Source organism: Rhizobium sp. P28RR-XV, assembly GCF_012641385.1.
Classification (GTDB): domain Bacteria; phylum Pseudomonadota; class Alphaproteobacteria; order Rhizobiales; family Rhizobiaceae; genus Rhizobium.
Genome location: NZ_JABAIG010000007.1, coordinates 167,623 through 182,685 on the forward strand (window position 1 = coordinate 167,623; position 15,063 = coordinate 182,685).

Here is a 15,063-nt window from a genome sequence, read left to right on the forward strand (position 1 = left end):
TCGTCCCGAATCAACTCGCTCCTGTCCTTGAAAAGGACGGGCGGGTCGCCGTCCATACGCATTCGTCGGGCAGTCCGATCAGAAAACAAGGTGACTGGATAAATAGAACCTGTTTAATGCCGGGTCGCGGTATGCGAAATGTCATCGAGCGTCGCCAGAAGCTTTTCGAACTCACTTAGAACACGATTGAACTCGGCAACTTGCATGTTAGCGATTTCGGGCATCATCGAGGACGCGCGCGCGATGAGCCTATCCATCAAAACGAGACGATCGGCCGGCACATTTCTGAGTAGTGCCCGTTGCGTCTTCAGCTCAATGAGGATGCGAACAATAAGTGCTCCTCGGTCCGCCCTGCTCAAGAACAAGCCCTTTAACTGAGCTTGCTGGATTTCTGTTATCAACACGGCCGTCATCTCTATCTCCACTTTTCAAGTCAACCAGCTATCGCAACCAGGGCATTTCCAACGCCAACCAATCAAGTCCATGTGGTCCGCTATGCCCACTTCGTCGACGGCACAGATGATCACTTGCCGGTCGCAACACGGTCAGCGCCGGGAAGGGTGTCTGGAGGGCTGCAGGTGCGCCGCAGCCCTTCCCACGGTTGATAAGAATTGTCTTCGCGTCGATACGATTGGTAGCGCGCGGCGCACCAGGCTGCTGCCCCGTCATTTTCCTGCATGCCGATATGTTGATCTGCCTCAGCGATAATCTGTTGGAACGGCGAAGAGCATTGTCGGATCTCGCCGCTATAAGATCGATAAGTATTGGTTGTCGGATTGAAGGAGCGGTAGCGTTGCGCGCACCAAGCAAGATGCTCGTCCGAAAGCTCTGGCCGAGATGCAGGGCGTTGAGGTGCTGGTGAATCCTCAGCCGCCTTTGATGTGGTCGACGACATGTCGATGACATAGCTGGAATAACGCGGCGGAATGCGTTCGTAGTGCTGCTGGATGGGATCGACTTTCATCGGCTTCGTCGTCCACAGGTCGTGTGCTGCAAGCTCCTTAAAGACATGAGGTTCGGAATCCGCCACAACATGGGACGCAACAGAGGCAACGGCGACACAGGGTCCGATCGAGCTGACGACACCGAAGGCAACGGATGCGAGCGCGTGCATTTTTTCGACCCCTGTTATACGACCTGTGGAACTAAGACGGGGGCGGCGGTACCGGTATGCCGGCTGCCGGCGGCGAGAAGTGCGACCAAAATGCCGGGGATCGCGAGAATGCCCACCAGGAACATGGCCAGGCTAACGGATATTTCTGCTGAATAGACCATGTTCTTTGTCCCCGTTCTGATGGGGTTGTGCAGAAGCGCTTCCCCTGCCTTCTCTCGGAGGCAGGCTTCGCGATTGTTGGCGAACCAACGAACAGGGCGGCAGGTCGTTCCACGACAGGGACTTCAGTCTGAGGTCCACAGCCTTTGGTCTGAGACCCGTTTCAATCTGCAATGGCAGCGCTATCTGCGAATGGAACCTCATACTCACGACCATGGTCTGGAGATTGACGTAGATGGCGCGATCCAACCGGCGGGAGGCCGGACGTAGACGCCTCGCGATGCGATTGCCACAAATAAGAAAGCTTATTATGGAAGCACGCGATCGCTGGCAGCTCGAACTTTTCGAGGCTTACCAGGTAGCAGTCGAAACGCGCGATGCGCTCCGGGGACAGCCGTTCAATTCAGATTTGGTGCAGGAGTGCGAGGAGACCTGTTCCGAGATCGAACGGCACATCGTCTGCGCGATGCTCAAAGATTCGTGGCCTCAGTAGCGCAGGTGTGGAGGACCATCAGGTCCTGTAACGCAGGTTCGGCACGATCGCTGTCGAGTTTTGCGCGTCTTCGATGAAGCGGGATTTTGCTCTGTCCCAATGGGTTCGACATAAGATATTGGATCCGTATATCATCACCTGAAAACGAAAGACCGGCCGCAGGAGCGAGCGGCAGGCCTTCGCAGAGTTTGAACGGTGACGGGGGAAAGGACGCCGCCCCGGCGCCAGATGTCCTTAGCAGAAGTGATGGGCCGCGTAAAACAAGGCACTTTCGGGAAATCGCCGCCGGATGCCGCGACAGCCATTTTTACTTCAGCCGGACCAACAGCTCCTGGGCTACGAGGGAAGCTGATGCGGGATTCTGTCCTGTAATCAGTTCGCGATCTGTCACAACGTGTACAGAGAAAGCTGCGTCTGCCTGACTGTACTGGCCGCCCGCCTGGGTGAGTGCATCCTGGGGATAGAACTTCATCTCACCGCCACCCAATAGGCCTTTGGCCATTTCTTCCTCCTGGTTGCTGAAGACTGTGAACCTGTAGCCAGCATAGATCCAGTTCGTTTGCGGATGTGCGGTTCCTTTCGTCTTGAACTGCGTCACGAACGCTTGTGCGTCCGGCAGCGTCGAAAGTAGCGCGATGGGACCATGGCAGGCCAGGGCCGTCGGTTTGCCGTTTTCATGGAAGTGGGTGAGCAATTTGCCGAGTTCGGCACTCACCAGAAGATCCTGCATCGGAGCATGACCGCCAGGCACATAGACCGCATCGAAATGGTCGTAGCCGATCTGCTCGACCCGTGCGAGGCTGATGACCGGCGATGTGTCGCTCGACGTGAGTTGCAGTTCTGTCAGTTGCGCTTCGCTGGCCTTCATCGCCGCTTCGTCACCGCCGAAATACATCTTGTCGATGGAGGTCACGTCAACGGAAGGCGCGGTTCCATTCGGCGTGGCGAAGGTTACCTCATGGCCGGCATCGCGCAGCGCCTGCACCGGCTGCATCAGTTCATTGAGGTAAAACCCGGTTTCGAACACCTTGCCGTCCTTCAAGTCGAGGTGGTCGGAATCGGACAGGACGATCAGCACGTTTCCGGCATGGGCGGTTAAGGTGCTCGCACCGAATGCAAGAGTGACGGCGAGACTGCGCAGTAGTTTCATCGTTTTAGCTCATGATATGAGAAAATCTGGTGGGAATGAAAAAGCGGACGCTTCTCAGCCAGCGACCTTGATCAGCCGGTGCAGGGAGAAGTCGGCGAAATACTCCCCGACGCCGCTCGCCTGAAAGCGCTGCATGGCCGCGCCCTGCATATGGGCACGCCATTGGGCCTCGCTGGCCCATCTTTCGACAAAGATGCGAATGCGCCCATCATCGAGCGACTGATGCAGTTCGTAACGAAGGCAGCCGTCTTCGACCAAGGTCTCGGCGACGAGCTTTTCCTGGGCGGCGCCAAGGGCTGCCTCCTTGCCGGGCTTTGCTGTGGTGATGGCGATGATGGTCAATGGTGTGTTTGACATTGCAGAAGCTTTCTCAGGCAATGGTGTTGACGAGGCCGCCTTCGGCACGAAGGGCTGCGCCGTTGGTGGCGGATGAACGGGGGCTGGCGAGATAGGCGACGAGGTTTGCCACCTCCTCCGCCTCCACCATGCGCTGGAGGATCGATGCCGAGCGGGCCGTGGCGAAGAACTCGGCCTCGATCTGGTTGATTGGTGCGGACGGATCGGTTGCCTGACTGCGCAGGAAAGCCTCGATTCCTTCCGAGCGGGTCGGTCCAGGCAGCACGGAATTGACTGTGACATTGGTGCCGCGGGTCATTTGCGCCAGCCCGCGCGAAACCGAGAGCTGCGCCGTTTTCGTCGTCGCGTAGTGGATCATGTCCTCAGGGATAGCGAGACCTGACTCGCTCGAGATGAAGACGATGCGGCCCCAGTTGCGATCCAGCATGCCGGGAAGATAGTTCCGCGACAGGCGCACGCCACTCATGACGTTGACGTCGAACAGATGACTCCAGTCGGTGTCGGGGATGTCGCCGAACGCCTTGCTCTCGTAGATGCCGAGATTGTTGACCAGGATGTCGATCGAAGGCTCGACGCTGGCGATAATCGCAGCACCCTCGGCGGTGGCGGCATCTGACAGAACGCCGGTAATCTCAGATCCACCCGAAGCTTTGACGGCAGCAATCGCGCTGTCGAGCTTGGTGCGGTCCCGTCCCGTGATGATTACACGCGCGCCTTCTGTGGCGAGCGTGCGGGCGATTTCCAGGCCAATGCCGGCGGTCGCGCCGGTTACAAGGGCGGTCTTTCCTTTGAGTTGCAGATCCATATCGTCTCTCCAGATTGTTGCTGGAGGAAACCTATGATTTAAGCTCAATTCGCACTATTGCCTGCGAAAGACACGCACCTGTGAATGAGGATCATCAATGCCACGCATCCTGATGGAACGCTCCGGCGAGATGGAGGTGTTTGCCCGCGTTGTTCAGGATGGGGGTTTCTCCGCCGCCGCCCGCAACCTCGACCTGACCCCATCGGCGGTCAGCAAGCTGATCGCGCGGCTGGAGATGAGGCTTGGCACGCGCCTTCTTGTGCGAACGACCCGTGCCCTGACGCTGACCGAAGAAGGCGAGGCCTATCACCATGCGGCGCTGCGGATTCTCCAGGAGTTGAACGATGCCGATGAGGAAGCGACAGGTGGTGCGGTCCGCGGGCGGTTGCGGATCAATACCACCATACCGTTTGGCACGATGTTCGTCGCTCCCGCGATTCCGGAATTCGCTGCGCGCAATCCGGGTCTGGTCGTCGATCTCTCCTTCACCGACGGGATTATCGACCTTGTAGCGGAGAAAACCGACGTCGCCATCCGCATGGGCAACCTGCCCGACAGCGGGCTCATCGCGCGCAAGCTTGGACAGAGCCGGCGCGTGGTCTGTGCCGCCCCGGCCTACCTCAGGCGCAAGGGGACGCCCGAAACGCCGGCGGATCTTGAGCATCACGACTGCCTGACATTCAACTTCCGCCGTGCAAGGCCGTCATGGCCATTTCGCAGCGATGGTCGGGATATCGCACAGCCGGTCAAAGGCACGATCGTTGTGAACAACGGCGAGACGATGAAGCAGATGGCGTTGGCTGGCGCAGGCATCGCTCGGGTGGGCCTGTTTCATGTGGCGGACGAGATCGCGGTGGGAAGGCTGATCCCGTTGCTCGAAGACTACAATCCGGGCGACCTGGAACTGGTCCATGCCATTTATGTCGGCGGCGGCCCCCTGCCCCACCGCGTCCGTGCCTTCATCGAACATATGATCCAGACATTGCGCGATTCACCGTTACTGAATGGCACGTCCTGACCCGGAGAGGCGGAAGAAAGGCGAGCTTCCGGATGCCTCACCTTTCTTCACCCGATCAGTCTCGATAGTCCGGCGCTTGCCGGTGCAGCACCCGCCGGATGCTTTGCAGATGCATCCTGGCACTTTCCGGGTCGCCTTCGCGCATCCGCCGTGCCGCTTCGGCGGTAACATCGGGCAAAACCGGCAGGAGATTGCGGCCCGAACCCATCGGTGATCGGGCGGCTCTTTTGTGACGGTTGGCGATGCCCTCTTCGTGCGCTTCGGCGGGAACTGCGTGAAGTGGCCAAGGCAGGAAGCGATCGTCCGATCGCCGGATCATATCGGTCAACTCGGGCGCGCCCCCTCAAACCAGCTGAGCGGCGGCAGCGGACAGCTCGATGGATCGCGAACGAGCTCAATTTTCCGCCGGTTTCGGTTCCTTCAACCAGGCAACATAGAGCGCCGACAGAAAGAGCAATGTCAGCACGGTGCCCGCAATGATGCCCCCCATCATCGCGAAAGCCATCAGGCCCCAGAAAATCTCGCGAGCGATCGGGAGCAGCGCAGGGGTCGCGGCGGCCGCGGTCAACATCATTGGCCGCATGCAGTGCTCGGAGGCTTCGGCCATTGCTGTCCAGGATAGCCACGAAGCCATGCGGCGCGCCGCTTGGCACAAGAGGCGCGACCGCGACCACGAGGAACAACCGCTGGAAGCTCTGCAGCTGCAGGATGAACCCGGTAACCGGTTGGCTGCGTGCCAGGGGCTCGGATATTACGCCGCCGGCTTCACCATGGCCACCAACATGGCGATCATGCTCTCGCTCGTGCCGCTGCTGACGCTGATCCTCAGCGCAGTTTTCCTCGGTGAAAGGCCGTCCAGCCTCGCCGTGATCGGCGGTGTCGTTTCCCTGTCGGGCATATTTGTCGTCCTGGGCCAGGGCGATCCGTCCCGCCTCCTGTCACAGGGTATGGGACGCGGAGAGCGCTCACTTTCTATTGACCTTTCGCGAGCCCACCTCTGATTTCGTCCACCAGTGTGAGCGTATTCAATCGGTCGAGCAGCCTCGCTGCCTTCTCCTCTCCCAGCAAATGGGGAGCAACCGACGGCCATGCCTCGAGCGCGCGGATAACGGCTGTTCTGACTTCGTGAAGGATTAGTTTGGGATCAAGTCGCAGGAAACTTGCGACGCGCTCAAAGCGGTGAAGATTCACGGTTTCAAAATTGTGCGTTTTGACAAAGCGGAGCGCCATTGTATCAGTCGGCTGAAAAAGGACCGTGGGTACGATATCGTAGGCGGGTGAGAGCCGGATTCCCCCCCGCCTCGGAAACCAGAACGACCAGTTCTTGAGATGATTATCTCCATTGCCAAGCAAAACGTCGGCGACGACGCGGCGAACGGCTTCCAGGATGTCGTCTCGATGATCGGAGCTGAAGCGACGAACCATGTTGAAGACCGTTTCGGTCGTCGCCATCGTATATTTCCGCTCGCCAATGGCTCCGATGACCTGGCCGGCATCCTCGATGTGAATTCTTCCGCCGTCTTCTGTCCGGTCAAACCGATCGACGACTAATACATTTTCCCCGTGAGCGAGCAGCTCGGACGGTACGTTGCTTACCGCATCACGCGATACGAGCCGGCATCTGGCGGTCCTGACGCCGATCATCGCAGCCATACGCATCCCTGCATATTCGGCCTCCGGAAGGCCGGGAAACCGGTCCGTTGCAATTTTTATGATGCAGCGGCCGGACTCGCCGCGGGCCGGTGCCGTGAGGCGTTCGCCGACGGGATTGCCGGTAAACTTAAGTTGGACGCCGGCGAGCGAGAACTTAACGGTACCCTCCGGTAGCGGCGCCTTAAATCCCTGTACCCTCTCAAGATCGAGGGGACCAGCTGAAGACGGCACGCGGGTTTCCGGGACAACGAAGACCGCTCCGGGCAAGTCTGCGCCGAGGCGGGTCAGAACGTCAAACTCGTCGTGATCGCCAGGTCCCATTTCAGACATGACCAGTTCTCTTAAGGCGCCTTCCGGCAGCAGGCCCGAAAACCAGGGAGGCAAGGTGCCATACAGTCCAATTTTATCCCCACGACTTGCGAGCCGATCGCGGGTCTTGCTCTCATCTTCCGGATCATACCATCCGAGACTGAGGATCGGACGGGTGGGATCCCGCAGGAAGGTTTCTGCTACCACGAAGGACACCGCGCCATCTCCGTCGCGTGTCATAGTCCCCGCCCTGATGGGGCCATGCATCTGATCAAGGATGTAAACGCCGAGAACAGCCGCTGTTTTTGCCATTATCTCTCCTGAGAATCACTATCATCATCGAGATCGATGAACAGGTCATCAAACGCAGAGGATGGTTTCGCCGACTGCCTGGGTGGCAGATCGTGTTCGATGAAGGGCCGCAGTTCCGAGACGCGCGATTTTGGGACGAGAAGAGGCACGAGATTAAGAGCGTCACAAAGTTCCACAAAAAGGGTTAGCCGATCCCGTCCAAGACGGTTGACCGCCAGATCGCGTTCCAGTTCCGATATGCGCGCGCGGTTGCGTCCAACTCGTGTGGCAAGATCGGGCTGGGTCAGACCGCGCCGACGCCGCGCCGCAAGCAGCTGTTCACCGAGAAAGTTGAAGATCGTAGAATTCATGCGGTATTTCGATCCAATACACAATAACGAGCGGAATTCCGCACGCACTTCATTTACCTGAATAAGCGGAATTCCGCAACAATTGTTTCAAGAGAGCGGAATTCCGATGAACCTTGCGTGCATTTGGCCCATAACTATCGGACCCATATCCGGGCTACTTCATAAAGGAAGCCGCAGCCGTTCAGCGATCTGATCCCGTTTGCGACTGTAAATCACGCCGCGCCCACCCATTTGCAGAGTAGTCTTGATCTATCTGCTTTCGTGTAGGATGAGTTCGTCGGACAAACGGATGTCGATCGCTTCGAGACTAGCGAGCACGAACTCGCCGCTTAACCGCTTCAGTACTTATAGTGGAACCTCAAGTGAGCGACGCTTGCAATTCAGTAGAATAACATACTCGAAATAGCTAAGTCGTTGGAAATATTTATCCGATTTTCGCGACGCGCTTCTTTAAACCTATGAGCGCAATCCCTACGTCATCTGCATCGACCGCATAGGCGCTCAATCTCCCCGCCTTATCAATCAACACCAACCGGGCGGCTGTCGGGTGGAGACTTACTGCTTGACGACGATCGGCGACTTTGTCGGCGCGCGATCGTAGAGGTCGATGATGTCCTGGTTGAGCAGGCGCACGCAGCCCGACGAAACGGCCTTGCCGATCGAACGCCTGCGGCGGGACGTTGTGTTTTCAACGCTCATATCGCTCTGTCCTAGGCCTGCCACCTGCGCAGATCCGTGTGGTCATTGTAGGCCATGCGGTCGGGCGTGGTGATAAACTCAATCGCCGTGCCCCATGGCATGCGGCAATAGCAGGCCTTGTTTCCAAGACCTTTTTCGGTTGCATAGGGAATAGCGCGCGCCGCGGTAAAGGACGTGCCTCCAGCCTCTTCGAAGCGCTCAACCGAAGCGTCGATGTCGTTGGTGTAGACAGCGAAGTGCGTAATGCCGAACTAGCTCGCTCGAACCGGCTGGGCTTGCTGGGGGCCGTGCATTTCGAAGAGCTCGATGTCAGGTCCGGTTCCGATTTTAACCATCGCCTGCGCACGGACGACCGTTCCAGGGAAAGCGTCAACGGCTCGCTCGAATTCCGGTCCCTGACGCGTCGGAGCCTGCGGTCCGAAGGACTGATAGATCACCCTGGCCGCCAAGAGCTTCCACCAGGAACGATTTTGCTGCTTCGATGTCGGGCACCGTGATGCCGATATGATTAACGCCGCGAACGACAGGTGCGGTCATGGTAGTTTTCCTTTCTTGTTTCATCGATCGGACGCAACTCGCCCGCAATGTCATGATCCGCCCCCCGCGACGGGCGGCAGAATTTTAATTAACCTTGAGGAAATCGATCAGAGCGGCCGCTACTTCATTGGGCCGCTCGTCAGCGACATAGTAGCTGCACCGCCCCGGTCGAACATTCGAATGTCGGCCGATGTCAGCCGAGCTAGTTTCGAACCCGATCGTATTCTTCTTGCGCGCGTTCAAGCTCCGGACCGTAGGTCATGGACCAGGCGTAGAGCGCCTCGAACGGTTGCTGAAGGGAACGGCCGAGCGAGGTGATGGTATATTCGACGCCAACCGGCGTTGTCGTGGTGAGCACTTCACGGCGAACGAGGCCATTGCGCTCCAGACGCTTCAACGCGTCGGCGAGCGCTTTGTGCGTAATTCCGTCGAGGCGCCGCATGATGTCGTTGAAGCGTGACGGCCTGGTGCACAGAACGGTCAGGATCAGGACCGACCACTTGTTTGCGATCTGCTCAAGCACGGGGCGCGCCTTCTCAACGTCCAATAACGCCTCGGCGGAGACAGCCTTGTGGCTATGAGACGAGCAAGCGTTGATGAGCAGACTTTTGTTCGTTGTGGGCATCGATATACTCCTCGATATCTGCTTTACTATTAGTGCGTAATTGACCGTAGGTATAGAGGATATATCTTAGCTTCATCATTGTTGATGGAGTTAGCATGAGCAGATTAGCAAACAAAATCTCCCTCGTGATCGGCGGTGTCGGTGGGATCGGCGGAGCCATTTCTCAAAGGTTCGCGGGCGAAGGAGCGCAGGTCTACGCGACCAGCCGCAAAGGCGCAGAGAGCCAACCAAAGTCAGCCGCCATGGGCAGCATCCAGACGGTCCAAGCAGATGCCAGTGACACCGCCGATCTTCAGCGCGTCTTCGAGCAGATAAGATCGGAACAAGGCCGCATCGACGTGCTTGTCGTGAACGCGGGCCTATCCGAATACGCACCGCTTGAAGACATTTCTGAGGATCATTTTGATAGGACATTCGGCCTGAACGTCCGGTCCCTCGTGTTCGCAGCGCAGGGTGCCATCGACATGATGCAGCCCGGTGGAACGATTGTGCTGATTGGCTCAATCGCGGGCGAGATAGGCACCAAAGGATACGGTGTCTATGGCGCGACGAAAGCCGCAGTCCGTTCGTTCGCACGCACGTGGGCCAATGAACTCGCTCCAAAAGGCATACGCGTTAACGTTGTCAGCCCTGGACCGACCGATACGGTGATGATGGCGGCTGCCTCACAGGAAATTCGAGACGCACTGTCCAGCATGATCCCTCTTGGGCGCATGGGTAGACCTGACGAGGTGGCGGCAGCAGCCCTCTTCCTTGCAAGCGACGAGAGCAGTTTTACCACAGGAGCAGAGCTCGTCGTTGATGGGGGTATGGCTCAGGTCTGAGGCCTTCCTTCGAGAAGCCGGAAACGACACCTAAACTAAAGTACATAGGCAGGCAGGCCGGCCGCCGACCGATCGTTTCTCCAGGGATGATACGAGGCATCATCCCTGGAGAAGCAAGCTCCGTGTTGGACATGAGATGACGGAGTTACGTGACGCATAATTGGCCCGGCGATGATAACAATACCCATTTTGCTCCTCAAGCGATCTGAACCGGCGACCCTATTATTATAACGAGCAGCCACCACAACGCCGACGCGTGGCGGCCTAAAGACAGGAAGATATCCTTCGCGGACGCCGAACGACCTTCGGCGTCCGTCACGATTTTCTGACGGTAAGATAGCGGCGCGGCGACAGGCCGAATGCCTTCCTGGACATGGCGATGAAGCTGCTGGCGCTTGCGTAGCCCAAGCCGTCCGCCACCTCGATAATCGATCGGCCCGCAGTTAAATATTCGAGCGCAAGCAGCAATCGGGCTTGCTGTCGCCAATTGGCAAAAGTCATGCCCGTTTCCACATTGAACAGTCGCCTTGCCGATCGCTCGGAGATACCGGCTTGCTGCGCCAGTTCATGAAAGGTTTGCTCGCGAGCGGGATCCGCGAGCACGGCGTCGGCAATACGGAGCACGCGCCGATCCGTAGGCATGGGTAGGTGCAGACTTTCGGTCGGCGCCGCGCGAACCTCATCCATCAAGACAGCAGCAAGACGGCGCTGCGGCGGCGAGAGCCTTTCCTCCCAATGCCAGGTGGCGGTTCTTTGTACCAGCGCGCGCAAGACCTCGGTGACGCTGAGAACGCATGGGGTTTTCGGCAAGCCGACGCTCGCCGCTGGCGTCAGCAAAATGCCCCAACCGCTCAACACGCCGTTGGTGCTTGCCTTGTGCATCATATCCGGCGGAATCCAGCCAGATCGGCGCGGCGGAAACAACCAGGAGCCCTCCGGCGTACGCATGTGCACAAGCCCGCTTTCTATGCAGAACAGCTGACCGCGCACGTGGGAATGCCAGTCATATTCGAAGGTGCCAAGACGGAACGCGCTGTCGGGCTCATCCGATCCCCAGAAGGTAATAAGCGGCGGTCCATCAAGGCTGTCGCCAATGTTTTCAAGGTCCACGTTTGTTTGACCGGTTTGCGATATTTATAGTCCGAATGTCATTATCACGTTCACGGCTACCTGCGCTATCGTTCTTGCGAACTGAGAGTTTGGACGTGGAACGGAACCGAAGAATTCATGCAGGATTTTCATGTCGTCATCATCGGCGCGGGCCCTGGAGGCCTATGCCTCGCACAGGGTTTGAAGCGCGCTGGCGTCAGTTTTGACGTCTATGAACGCGACCCGGCGCCCGATAGCCGCGTTCAGGGCTACCGCATCCGGATAGACGCCGACGGGCAAAAGGCTCTGCGAGCATGCCTGACACCCGAACTCTTTGGCCTCTTTCGAGCAACGGCTTCCATCAGCACCTCGGCCGGTCGCTTCCTGACGCCGCAACTTCTGCCCATCTCGGGCCGAACGCCGGCAAGCTGGAATACGGATGAGGACGAGGACGCAGGCGATCTGAGCGTCAATCGGCAGACCCTTCGCGAAATCCTGCTGTCCGAAATCGAAGAGCATGTTCATTTCGGGCATGGATTCACAGGCTATCGCTGCATGCGTGATGGATCTGTGGAGGCTCTATTCAAAAGCCTCTCTCCAATATCCTGCAGCCTGCTGGTCGGCGCGGATGGCGTGAATTCGGCGATGCGTCGACAGCTGATCCCCTATGCCGAACCGATAGATACAGGGTCGCTCTGCGTCTACGGCAAGATCGACTTGCCACTGGTGATGGATTCCGGCGTCTTCAGCGATGGGACCACTGTGATCTTTGCCGATGGCTGCACCGCGATTTTCGATGCCATGCGTTTTGCTGACGATTTTTCGAAGCTTGCCACAGGACATGCCCCCGACTGCAAACTGACCCCGATAGCCGACTATCTCTATTGGGCGTTGATCGGCCCGGCTGAGCGACTTGGTCTGAAGAACTACGATCACGCACAAGACCTGCCGATCCTGCTTGGGACTGCGATGCGCGGCTGGCACGCCGACCTCAAGCAGATCGTCACCCGCAGCAAGCCGGAGGCGGTGGCTGCGCTACCCGTTCGAAGCGGGCGCCCCGATGCCCTCTGGCCGTTCGGCTCTGTCACGCTTGTGGGGGATGCGATCCATGCGATGAGCCCGGCCGGCGGGCTCGGCGCGAACACGGCGCTTGAGGACGCGCGTGTACTGGCGGAAATCCTTGCCGATGCCCGAGCGACCGCAAGGCCGGCCAATATCGCGCTGCTCGACTACGAAGCCGACATGCGCGAACGCGCGGGCCGCGCCATTGATGCGTCCCAACGCGGCGCAGCGATGTTGTTCAAAGATATTGCTTGAGGAAAAATATTATGACAATCGACGCAACCACCTTCATCTTTCACGATGTCTCCCTGTGGCCGATCGTCCGCCAGAGCGCTCAATCGGTACGGCCGGGCTATGCTGCACAATGGGAGCGGGAGATGGATTCCTTCCTCGCCATCTCCATGCCCTTCGTCGTGATCATGGAAGGTGACCAGCCGGCAGAAGATCATGAGGATCGCAAGGCAAGGGGCATCTGGCTGAAGAGAAACAAGACAGCTCTGGCCGCAACCTGCAAGGCCGTCATCGGCATCGAGACCAGCTCCATCAAGCGTGCAGCCATACAGGTTCAAATGAGCCTGGCGACGAAAGCATTCGGCACCCGCATGGAAATTGTCGCCTCACAGAAGGAGGCGCTCGACCTCGCCGAGAAGATTCTCAAGGCAAAAGCGGACGGTACGGATGGCTGGTATCGGCCGCGGCTTGCGTAACGATACGTTGCTCAATGGCAACAGATGTTTAAAAACTTGAAATTCATAGTCAAGATAAATCCCGCCTGTGAAGGAGGCCGATCGAATAAAAGCAAGCACTTACCGCGGCGGCGCGCTAATGACCATGAAGCGCGCACCCCCAATTTAGAAGGGATCTAATAGATTGAGATTGCGGGGAATTTATCGATCACCTACAGCCGACATTCGGGTCTTTCGAGGCTTGAAGTCTGGATGAAGTCGATGAATGCTAAGACCTTTGACATCGCTGGTTTATACGTTTCCGAACAAGGGCGCCTGCGCCAGATCGTCAGACGCCTTGTCGGCAACAAGGCGACGACGGAAGATCTCGTCCATCAGGCTTTCATCAAGCTGCTCGCTGCCGCGGATGCTAGCAATCTCGACAATTGCCCGGCCTATTTGACGACGACGGCGCGCAACCTCGCGCTCAATCACCTCCGTGATCTCAAGCGGCACGGCGAAATCGGCATTTCGGACGCAGAGCTCCACGCCATACCGGACGCCCGTCCCTCGCCGGAAATGACGGCAGTTTATCGCTGCGAGTTGCGGCGCGTTCTGCAGGCGGTCGCATCGCTACCGCCGAAACGCCGTGAGGCCTTCGTCCTCAACAAATTCGAGGGCATGAGCTACGACGAAATCGCCGCGCGCCAGGGCGTTTCCCGTAACACCGTGATTTCTCATATTGTTATCGCGCTTGCCGATCTCGACCGGAAGATCGGTCGCAATTAATCCGGTTTCCCATTCATTAGATTGCTCGCTTGAAGTGTCATGAAGAATAGAGGCCTTGAGACACCGGAGCGGGCCGAGCGCCCGGACTGTGCAGCGATATGAACGAAGACGCCACTGATCCGATCGTCATGGAAGCCTTGGAATGGTTCGTGCGGATGCGCGACGACAAGGTTACGGCGGCCGACCGACAAGCCTTCGAAGCCTGGCTCACCGCAAATGAAGCCCATGCCGCCGCCTGGAAGCATGCGCAGACCCTGTGGGCACGCTTCGATATCATGCAGCCGGAATTCGATCGAATGCGCCGTGGTCGTCCCCTTCTGTCACGACGCAATTTCATCCTGGGCTCTGTCGCGGTCATCGGAGGGCTTGGTGGCCTCTATGCCATCAATCAGCCAGGCCTTTTTGCGGAATACAAAACCGACATAGGCCAGCGCATGACGATCGGTCTACCCGATGACAGTACTGTCGAGCTGGGGAGCTATTCGGCGCTCTCGGCGCATTTCAGCGAAACGGAGCGGCGCGTCGAGCTTTATCGCGGCGAAGGCTTCTTCGATGTGTCACGCGATCCGGCCCGCCCATTTCTCGTCGATGCTGGCGGTGGAAGCACCCGGGCGCTCGGAACGAAGTTCGACGTGAAATTCGTAGACGATCTCGTCATCGTCGCCGTCAGCGAGCATGCCGTGCAAGTGCAGGGAGGCAGCTTTTCCAATCTGCGACTGGAAGAGGGATGGCAGGTGAGCTATGGCCGCAACGGCCTCGGCCAGCCGACCGAGGCAAGTCTCGACACTGTGCAAGCATGGCGCAGTGACCGTATCATCTTCCAGGACGTGCCCCTACGGCGCGTATTGGCGGAACTGGAGCGATACCGGCGCGGCCGCATCATTCTCATGGACAGCAGCATCGGCGACATACCGGTTACGGCGATCTTTGAAACGGCCCGTACCGAGAGCGCTTTGGAGACCATTGCCGATACGCTCGGTATCCGCCTCTTGAGCGCCGCCAACTATGTCACGCTTGTCTACCGCGCCGGCTAAATTCTAAAAATATGAATTT

At 58.2% G+C, this 15,063-nt stretch carries 19 protein-coding genes and 3 pseudogenes; 8 read left to right on the plus strand and 14 right to left on the minus strand.

The window, feature by feature from the left end; all coding sequences use genetic code 11:
- Positions 1–113: 113 nt before the first annotated feature.
- From HGP12_RS16455 to HGP12_RS16465, 3 genes are all read right to left on the minus strand, one after another.
- Positions 114–413: a hypothetical protein gene (locus tag HGP12_RS16455; protein ID WP_168879294.1), complete on the minus strand. Its 300-nt coding sequence runs from the start codon at positions 411–413 to the stop codon at positions 114–116.
- Between the two features lie 110 nt (positions 414–523).
- Positions 524–1,114, minus strand: coding sequence for a BA14K family protein (locus HGP12_RS16460; RefSeq protein WP_168879295.1), 591 nt, complete (start codon positions 1,112–1,114; stop codon positions 524–526).
- Positions 1,115–1,128: 14 nt separating this feature from the next.
- On the minus strand, positions 1,129–1,275 hold the full coding sequence (locus HGP12_RS16465; RefSeq protein WP_168879296.1) for a hypothetical protein: 147 nt from the start codon (positions 1,273–1,275) through the stop codon (positions 1,129–1,131).
- A gap of 233 nt (positions 1,276–1,508) precedes the next feature.
- On the opposite strand from HGP12_RS16465, the gene HGP12_RS16470 reads away from it, so the two are divergent.
- Complete coding sequence (locus HGP12_RS16470) at positions 1,509–1,766, plus strand: hypothetical protein (protein WP_168879297.1); 258 nt, start codon at positions 1,509–1,511, stop codon at positions 1,764–1,766.
- A gap of 307 nt (positions 1,767–2,073) precedes the next feature.
- Here HGP12_RS16470 and HGP12_RS16475 read toward each other — a convergent pair whose 3' ends face one another.
- Genes HGP12_RS16475 through HGP12_RS16485 form a run of 3 tightly spaced genes read right to left on the minus strand, consistent with a single transcriptional unit; the run spans position 2,074 to position 4,078 of the window.
- The gene (locus HGP12_RS16475) at positions 2,074–2,916 is read right to left on the minus strand and encodes a type 1 glutamine amidotransferase domain-containing protein (RefSeq protein ID WP_168879298.1); all 843 of its coding nucleotides are present in this window, start codon (positions 2,914–2,916) and stop codon (positions 2,074–2,076) included.
- Positions 2,917–2,970: 54 nt separating this feature from the next.
- Positions 2,971–3,273, minus strand: coding sequence for a putative quinol monooxygenase (locus HGP12_RS16480; RefSeq protein ID WP_168879299.1), 303 nt, complete (start codon positions 3,271–3,273; stop codon positions 2,971–2,973).
- 13 nt (positions 3,274–3,286) lie between these two features.
- Positions 3,287–4,078 carry an SDR family NAD(P)-dependent oxidoreductase gene (locus HGP12_RS16485; RefSeq protein WP_168879300.1) on the minus strand — a complete coding sequence of 264 codons (792 nt, stop codon included), beginning with the start codon at positions 4,076–4,078 and terminating at the stop codon, positions 3,287–3,289.
- A gap of 97 nt (positions 4,079–4,175) precedes the next feature.
- Between HGP12_RS16485 and HGP12_RS16490 the strand changes: the two genes are divergently transcribed.
- The gene (locus tag HGP12_RS16490) at positions 4,176–5,096 is read left to right on the plus strand and encodes a LysR substrate-binding domain-containing protein (RefSeq protein WP_168879301.1); all 921 of its coding nucleotides are present in this window, start codon (positions 4,176–4,178) and stop codon (positions 5,094–5,096) included.
- A gap of 55 nt (positions 5,097–5,151) precedes the next feature.
- Here HGP12_RS16490 and HGP12_RS16495 read toward each other — a convergent pair whose 3' ends face one another.
- Together HGP12_RS16495 and HGP12_RS16500 are read right to left on the minus strand one after the other, a co-directional pair.
- Complete coding sequence (locus HGP12_RS16495) at positions 5,152–5,424, minus strand: hypothetical protein (protein WP_168879171.1); 273 nt, start codon at positions 5,422–5,424, stop codon at positions 5,152–5,154.
- A gap of 66 nt (positions 5,425–5,490) precedes the next feature.
- A pseudogene (locus HGP12_RS16500) lies at positions 5,491–5,878 on the minus strand (AcrB/AcrD/AcrF family protein); the annotation flags it as partial.
- Positions 5,879–5,887: 9 nt separating this feature from the next.
- On the opposite strand from HGP12_RS16500, the gene HGP12_RS34805 reads away from it, so the two are divergent.
- On the plus strand, positions 5,888–6,097 hold the full coding sequence (locus HGP12_RS34805) for an EamA family transporter (RefSeq protein ID WP_409527222.1): 210 nt from the start codon (positions 5,888–5,890) through the stop codon (positions 6,095–6,097).
- Here HGP12_RS34805 and HGP12_RS16510 read toward each other — a convergent pair.
- The 5 genes and pseudogenes from HGP12_RS16510 to HGP12_RS16530 form a co-directional block, all read right to left on the minus strand.
- Positions 6,069–7,370 carry a type II toxin-antitoxin system HipA family toxin gene (locus tag HGP12_RS16510; RefSeq protein WP_168879302.1) on the minus strand — a complete coding sequence of 434 codons (1,302 nt, stop codon included), beginning with the start codon at positions 7,368–7,370 and terminating at the stop codon, positions 6,069–6,071. The genes HGP12_RS34805 and HGP12_RS16510 overlap by 29 nt on opposite strands.
- Positions 7,370–7,768, minus strand: coding sequence for a helix-turn-helix transcriptional regulator (locus HGP12_RS16515; RefSeq protein ID WP_312862907.1), 399 nt, complete (start codon positions 7,766–7,768; stop codon positions 7,370–7,372). The genes HGP12_RS16510 and HGP12_RS16515 overlap by 1 nt, the downstream gene beginning before the upstream one ends.
- 507 nt (positions 7,769–8,275) lie before the next feature.
- Positions 8,276–8,386, minus strand: a pseudogene (locus tag HGP12_RS16520) (L,D-transpeptidase); the annotation flags it as partial.
- Positions 8,387–8,430: 44 nt separating this feature from the next.
- Positions 8,431–8,956 (minus strand): annotated as a pseudogene (locus HGP12_RS16525) (VOC family protein).
- A 202-nt stretch (positions 8,957–9,158) separates the two neighbouring features.
- Entirely contained in the window at positions 9,159–9,581 is a 423-nt protein-coding gene (locus tag HGP12_RS16530) for a helix-turn-helix domain-containing protein (RefSeq protein WP_168879303.1), read from the minus strand.
- 95 nt (positions 9,582–9,676) lie between these two features.
- Here HGP12_RS16530 and HGP12_RS16535 point away from each other — a divergent pair, with 95 nt between their 5' ends.
- Complete coding sequence (locus tag HGP12_RS16535) at positions 9,677–10,405, plus strand: SDR family NAD(P)-dependent oxidoreductase (protein ID WP_168879304.1); 729 nt, start codon at positions 9,677–9,679, stop codon at positions 10,403–10,405.
- A 315-nt stretch (positions 10,406–10,720) separates the two neighbouring features.
- On the opposite strand, the gene HGP12_RS16540 is transcribed toward HGP12_RS16535, so the two are convergent.
- Positions 10,721–11,395 (minus strand): AraC family transcriptional regulator, encoded by a 675-nt coding sequence (locus tag HGP12_RS16540; RefSeq protein WP_312862908.1) that lies wholly within the window; start codon positions 11,393–11,395, stop codon positions 10,721–10,723.
- 237 nt (positions 11,396–11,632) lie between these two features.
- Here HGP12_RS16540 and HGP12_RS16545 point away from each other — a divergent pair, with 237 nt between their 5' ends.
- The 4 genes from HGP12_RS16545 to HGP12_RS16560 all read left to right on the plus strand — a co-directional run bounded on the left by HGP12_RS16545 (position 11,633) and on the right by HGP12_RS16560 (position 15,044).
- On the plus strand, positions 11,633–12,811 hold the full coding sequence (locus HGP12_RS16545) for an FAD-dependent oxidoreductase (RefSeq protein WP_168879306.1): 1,179 nt from the start codon (positions 11,633–11,635) through the stop codon (positions 12,809–12,811).
- 11 nt (positions 12,812–12,822) lie between these two features.
- Complete coding sequence (locus HGP12_RS16550; RefSeq protein ID WP_168879307.1) at positions 12,823–13,263, plus strand: hypothetical protein; 441 nt, start codon at positions 12,823–12,825, stop codon at positions 13,261–13,263.
- Positions 13,264–13,503: 240 nt separating this feature from the next.
- Positions 13,504–14,010: an RNA polymerase sigma factor gene (locus HGP12_RS16555; protein ID WP_168879308.1), complete on the plus strand. Its 507-nt coding sequence runs from the start codon at positions 13,504–13,506 to the stop codon at positions 14,008–14,010.
- A 98-nt stretch (positions 14,011–14,108) separates the two neighbouring features.
- On the plus strand, positions 14,109–15,044 hold the full coding sequence (locus HGP12_RS16560; protein ID WP_168879309.1) for a FecR family protein: 936 nt from the start codon (positions 14,109–14,111) through the stop codon (positions 15,042–15,044).
- The last annotated feature ends 19 nt before the right edge of the window (positions 15,045–15,063 follow it).

Bases quoted from the DNA above. Each gene is read 5' to 3' on its own strand.
- HGP12_RS16480 (WP_168879299.1), bottom strand. From the start codon at position 3,273: ATGTCAAACACACCATTGACCATCATCGCCATCACCACAGCAAAGCCC.
- HGP12_RS16475 (WP_168879298.1), bottom strand. From the start codon at position 2,916: ATGAAACTACTGCGCAGTCTCGCCGTCACTCTTGCATTCGGTGCGAGC.
- HGP12_RS16485 (WP_168879300.1), bottom strand. From the start codon at position 4,078: ATGGATCTGCAACTCAAAGGAAAGACCGCCCTTGTAACCGGCGCGACC.
- HGP12_RS16550 (WP_168879307.1), top strand. From the start codon at position 12,823: ATGACAATCGACGCAACCACCTTCATCTTTCACGATGTCTCCCTGTGG.
- HGP12_RS16455 (WP_168879294.1), bottom strand. From the start codon at position 413: ATGACGGCCGTGTTGATAACAGAAATCCAGCAAGCTCAGTTAAAGGGC.
- HGP12_RS16460 (WP_168879295.1), bottom strand. From the start codon at position 1,114: ATGCACGCGCTCGCATCCGTTGCCTTCGGTGTCGTCAGCTCGATCGGA.
- HGP12_RS16490 (WP_168879301.1), top strand. From the start codon at position 4,176: ATGCCACGCATCCTGATGGAACGCTCCGGCGAGATGGAGGTGTTTGCC.
- HGP12_RS16555 (WP_168879308.1), top strand. From the start codon at position 13,504: ATGAATGCTAAGACCTTTGACATCGCTGGTTTATACGTTTCCGAACAA.
- HGP12_RS16470 (WP_168879297.1), top strand. From the start codon at position 1,509: ATGGCGCGATCCAACCGGCGGGAGGCCGGACGTAGACGCCTCGCGATG.
- HGP12_RS16465 (WP_168879296.1), bottom strand. From the start codon at position 1,275: ATGGTCTATTCAGCAGAAATATCCGTTAGCCTGGCCATGTTCCTGGTG.
- HGP12_RS16535 (WP_168879304.1), top strand. From the start codon at position 9,677: ATGAGCAGATTAGCAAACAAAATCTCCCTCGTGATCGGCGGTGTCGGT.
- HGP12_RS16560 (WP_168879309.1), top strand. From the start codon at position 14,109: ATGAACGAAGACGCCACTGATCCGATCGTCATGGAAGCCTTGGAATGG.
- HGP12_RS34805 (WP_409527222.1), top strand. From the start codon at position 5,888: ATGCTCTCGCTCGTGCCGCTGCTGACGCTGATCCTCAGCGCAGTTTTC.
- HGP12_RS16510 (WP_168879302.1), bottom strand. From the start codon at position 7,370: ATGGCAAAAACAGCGGCTGTTCTCGGCGTTTACATCCTTGATCAGATG.
- HGP12_RS16530 (WP_168879303.1), bottom strand. From the start codon at position 9,581: ATGCCCACAACGAACAAAAGTCTGCTCATCAACGCTTGCTCGTCTCAT.
- HGP12_RS16545 (WP_168879306.1), top strand. From the start codon at position 11,633: ATGCAGGATTTTCATGTCGTCATCATCGGCGCGGGCCCTGGAGGCCTA.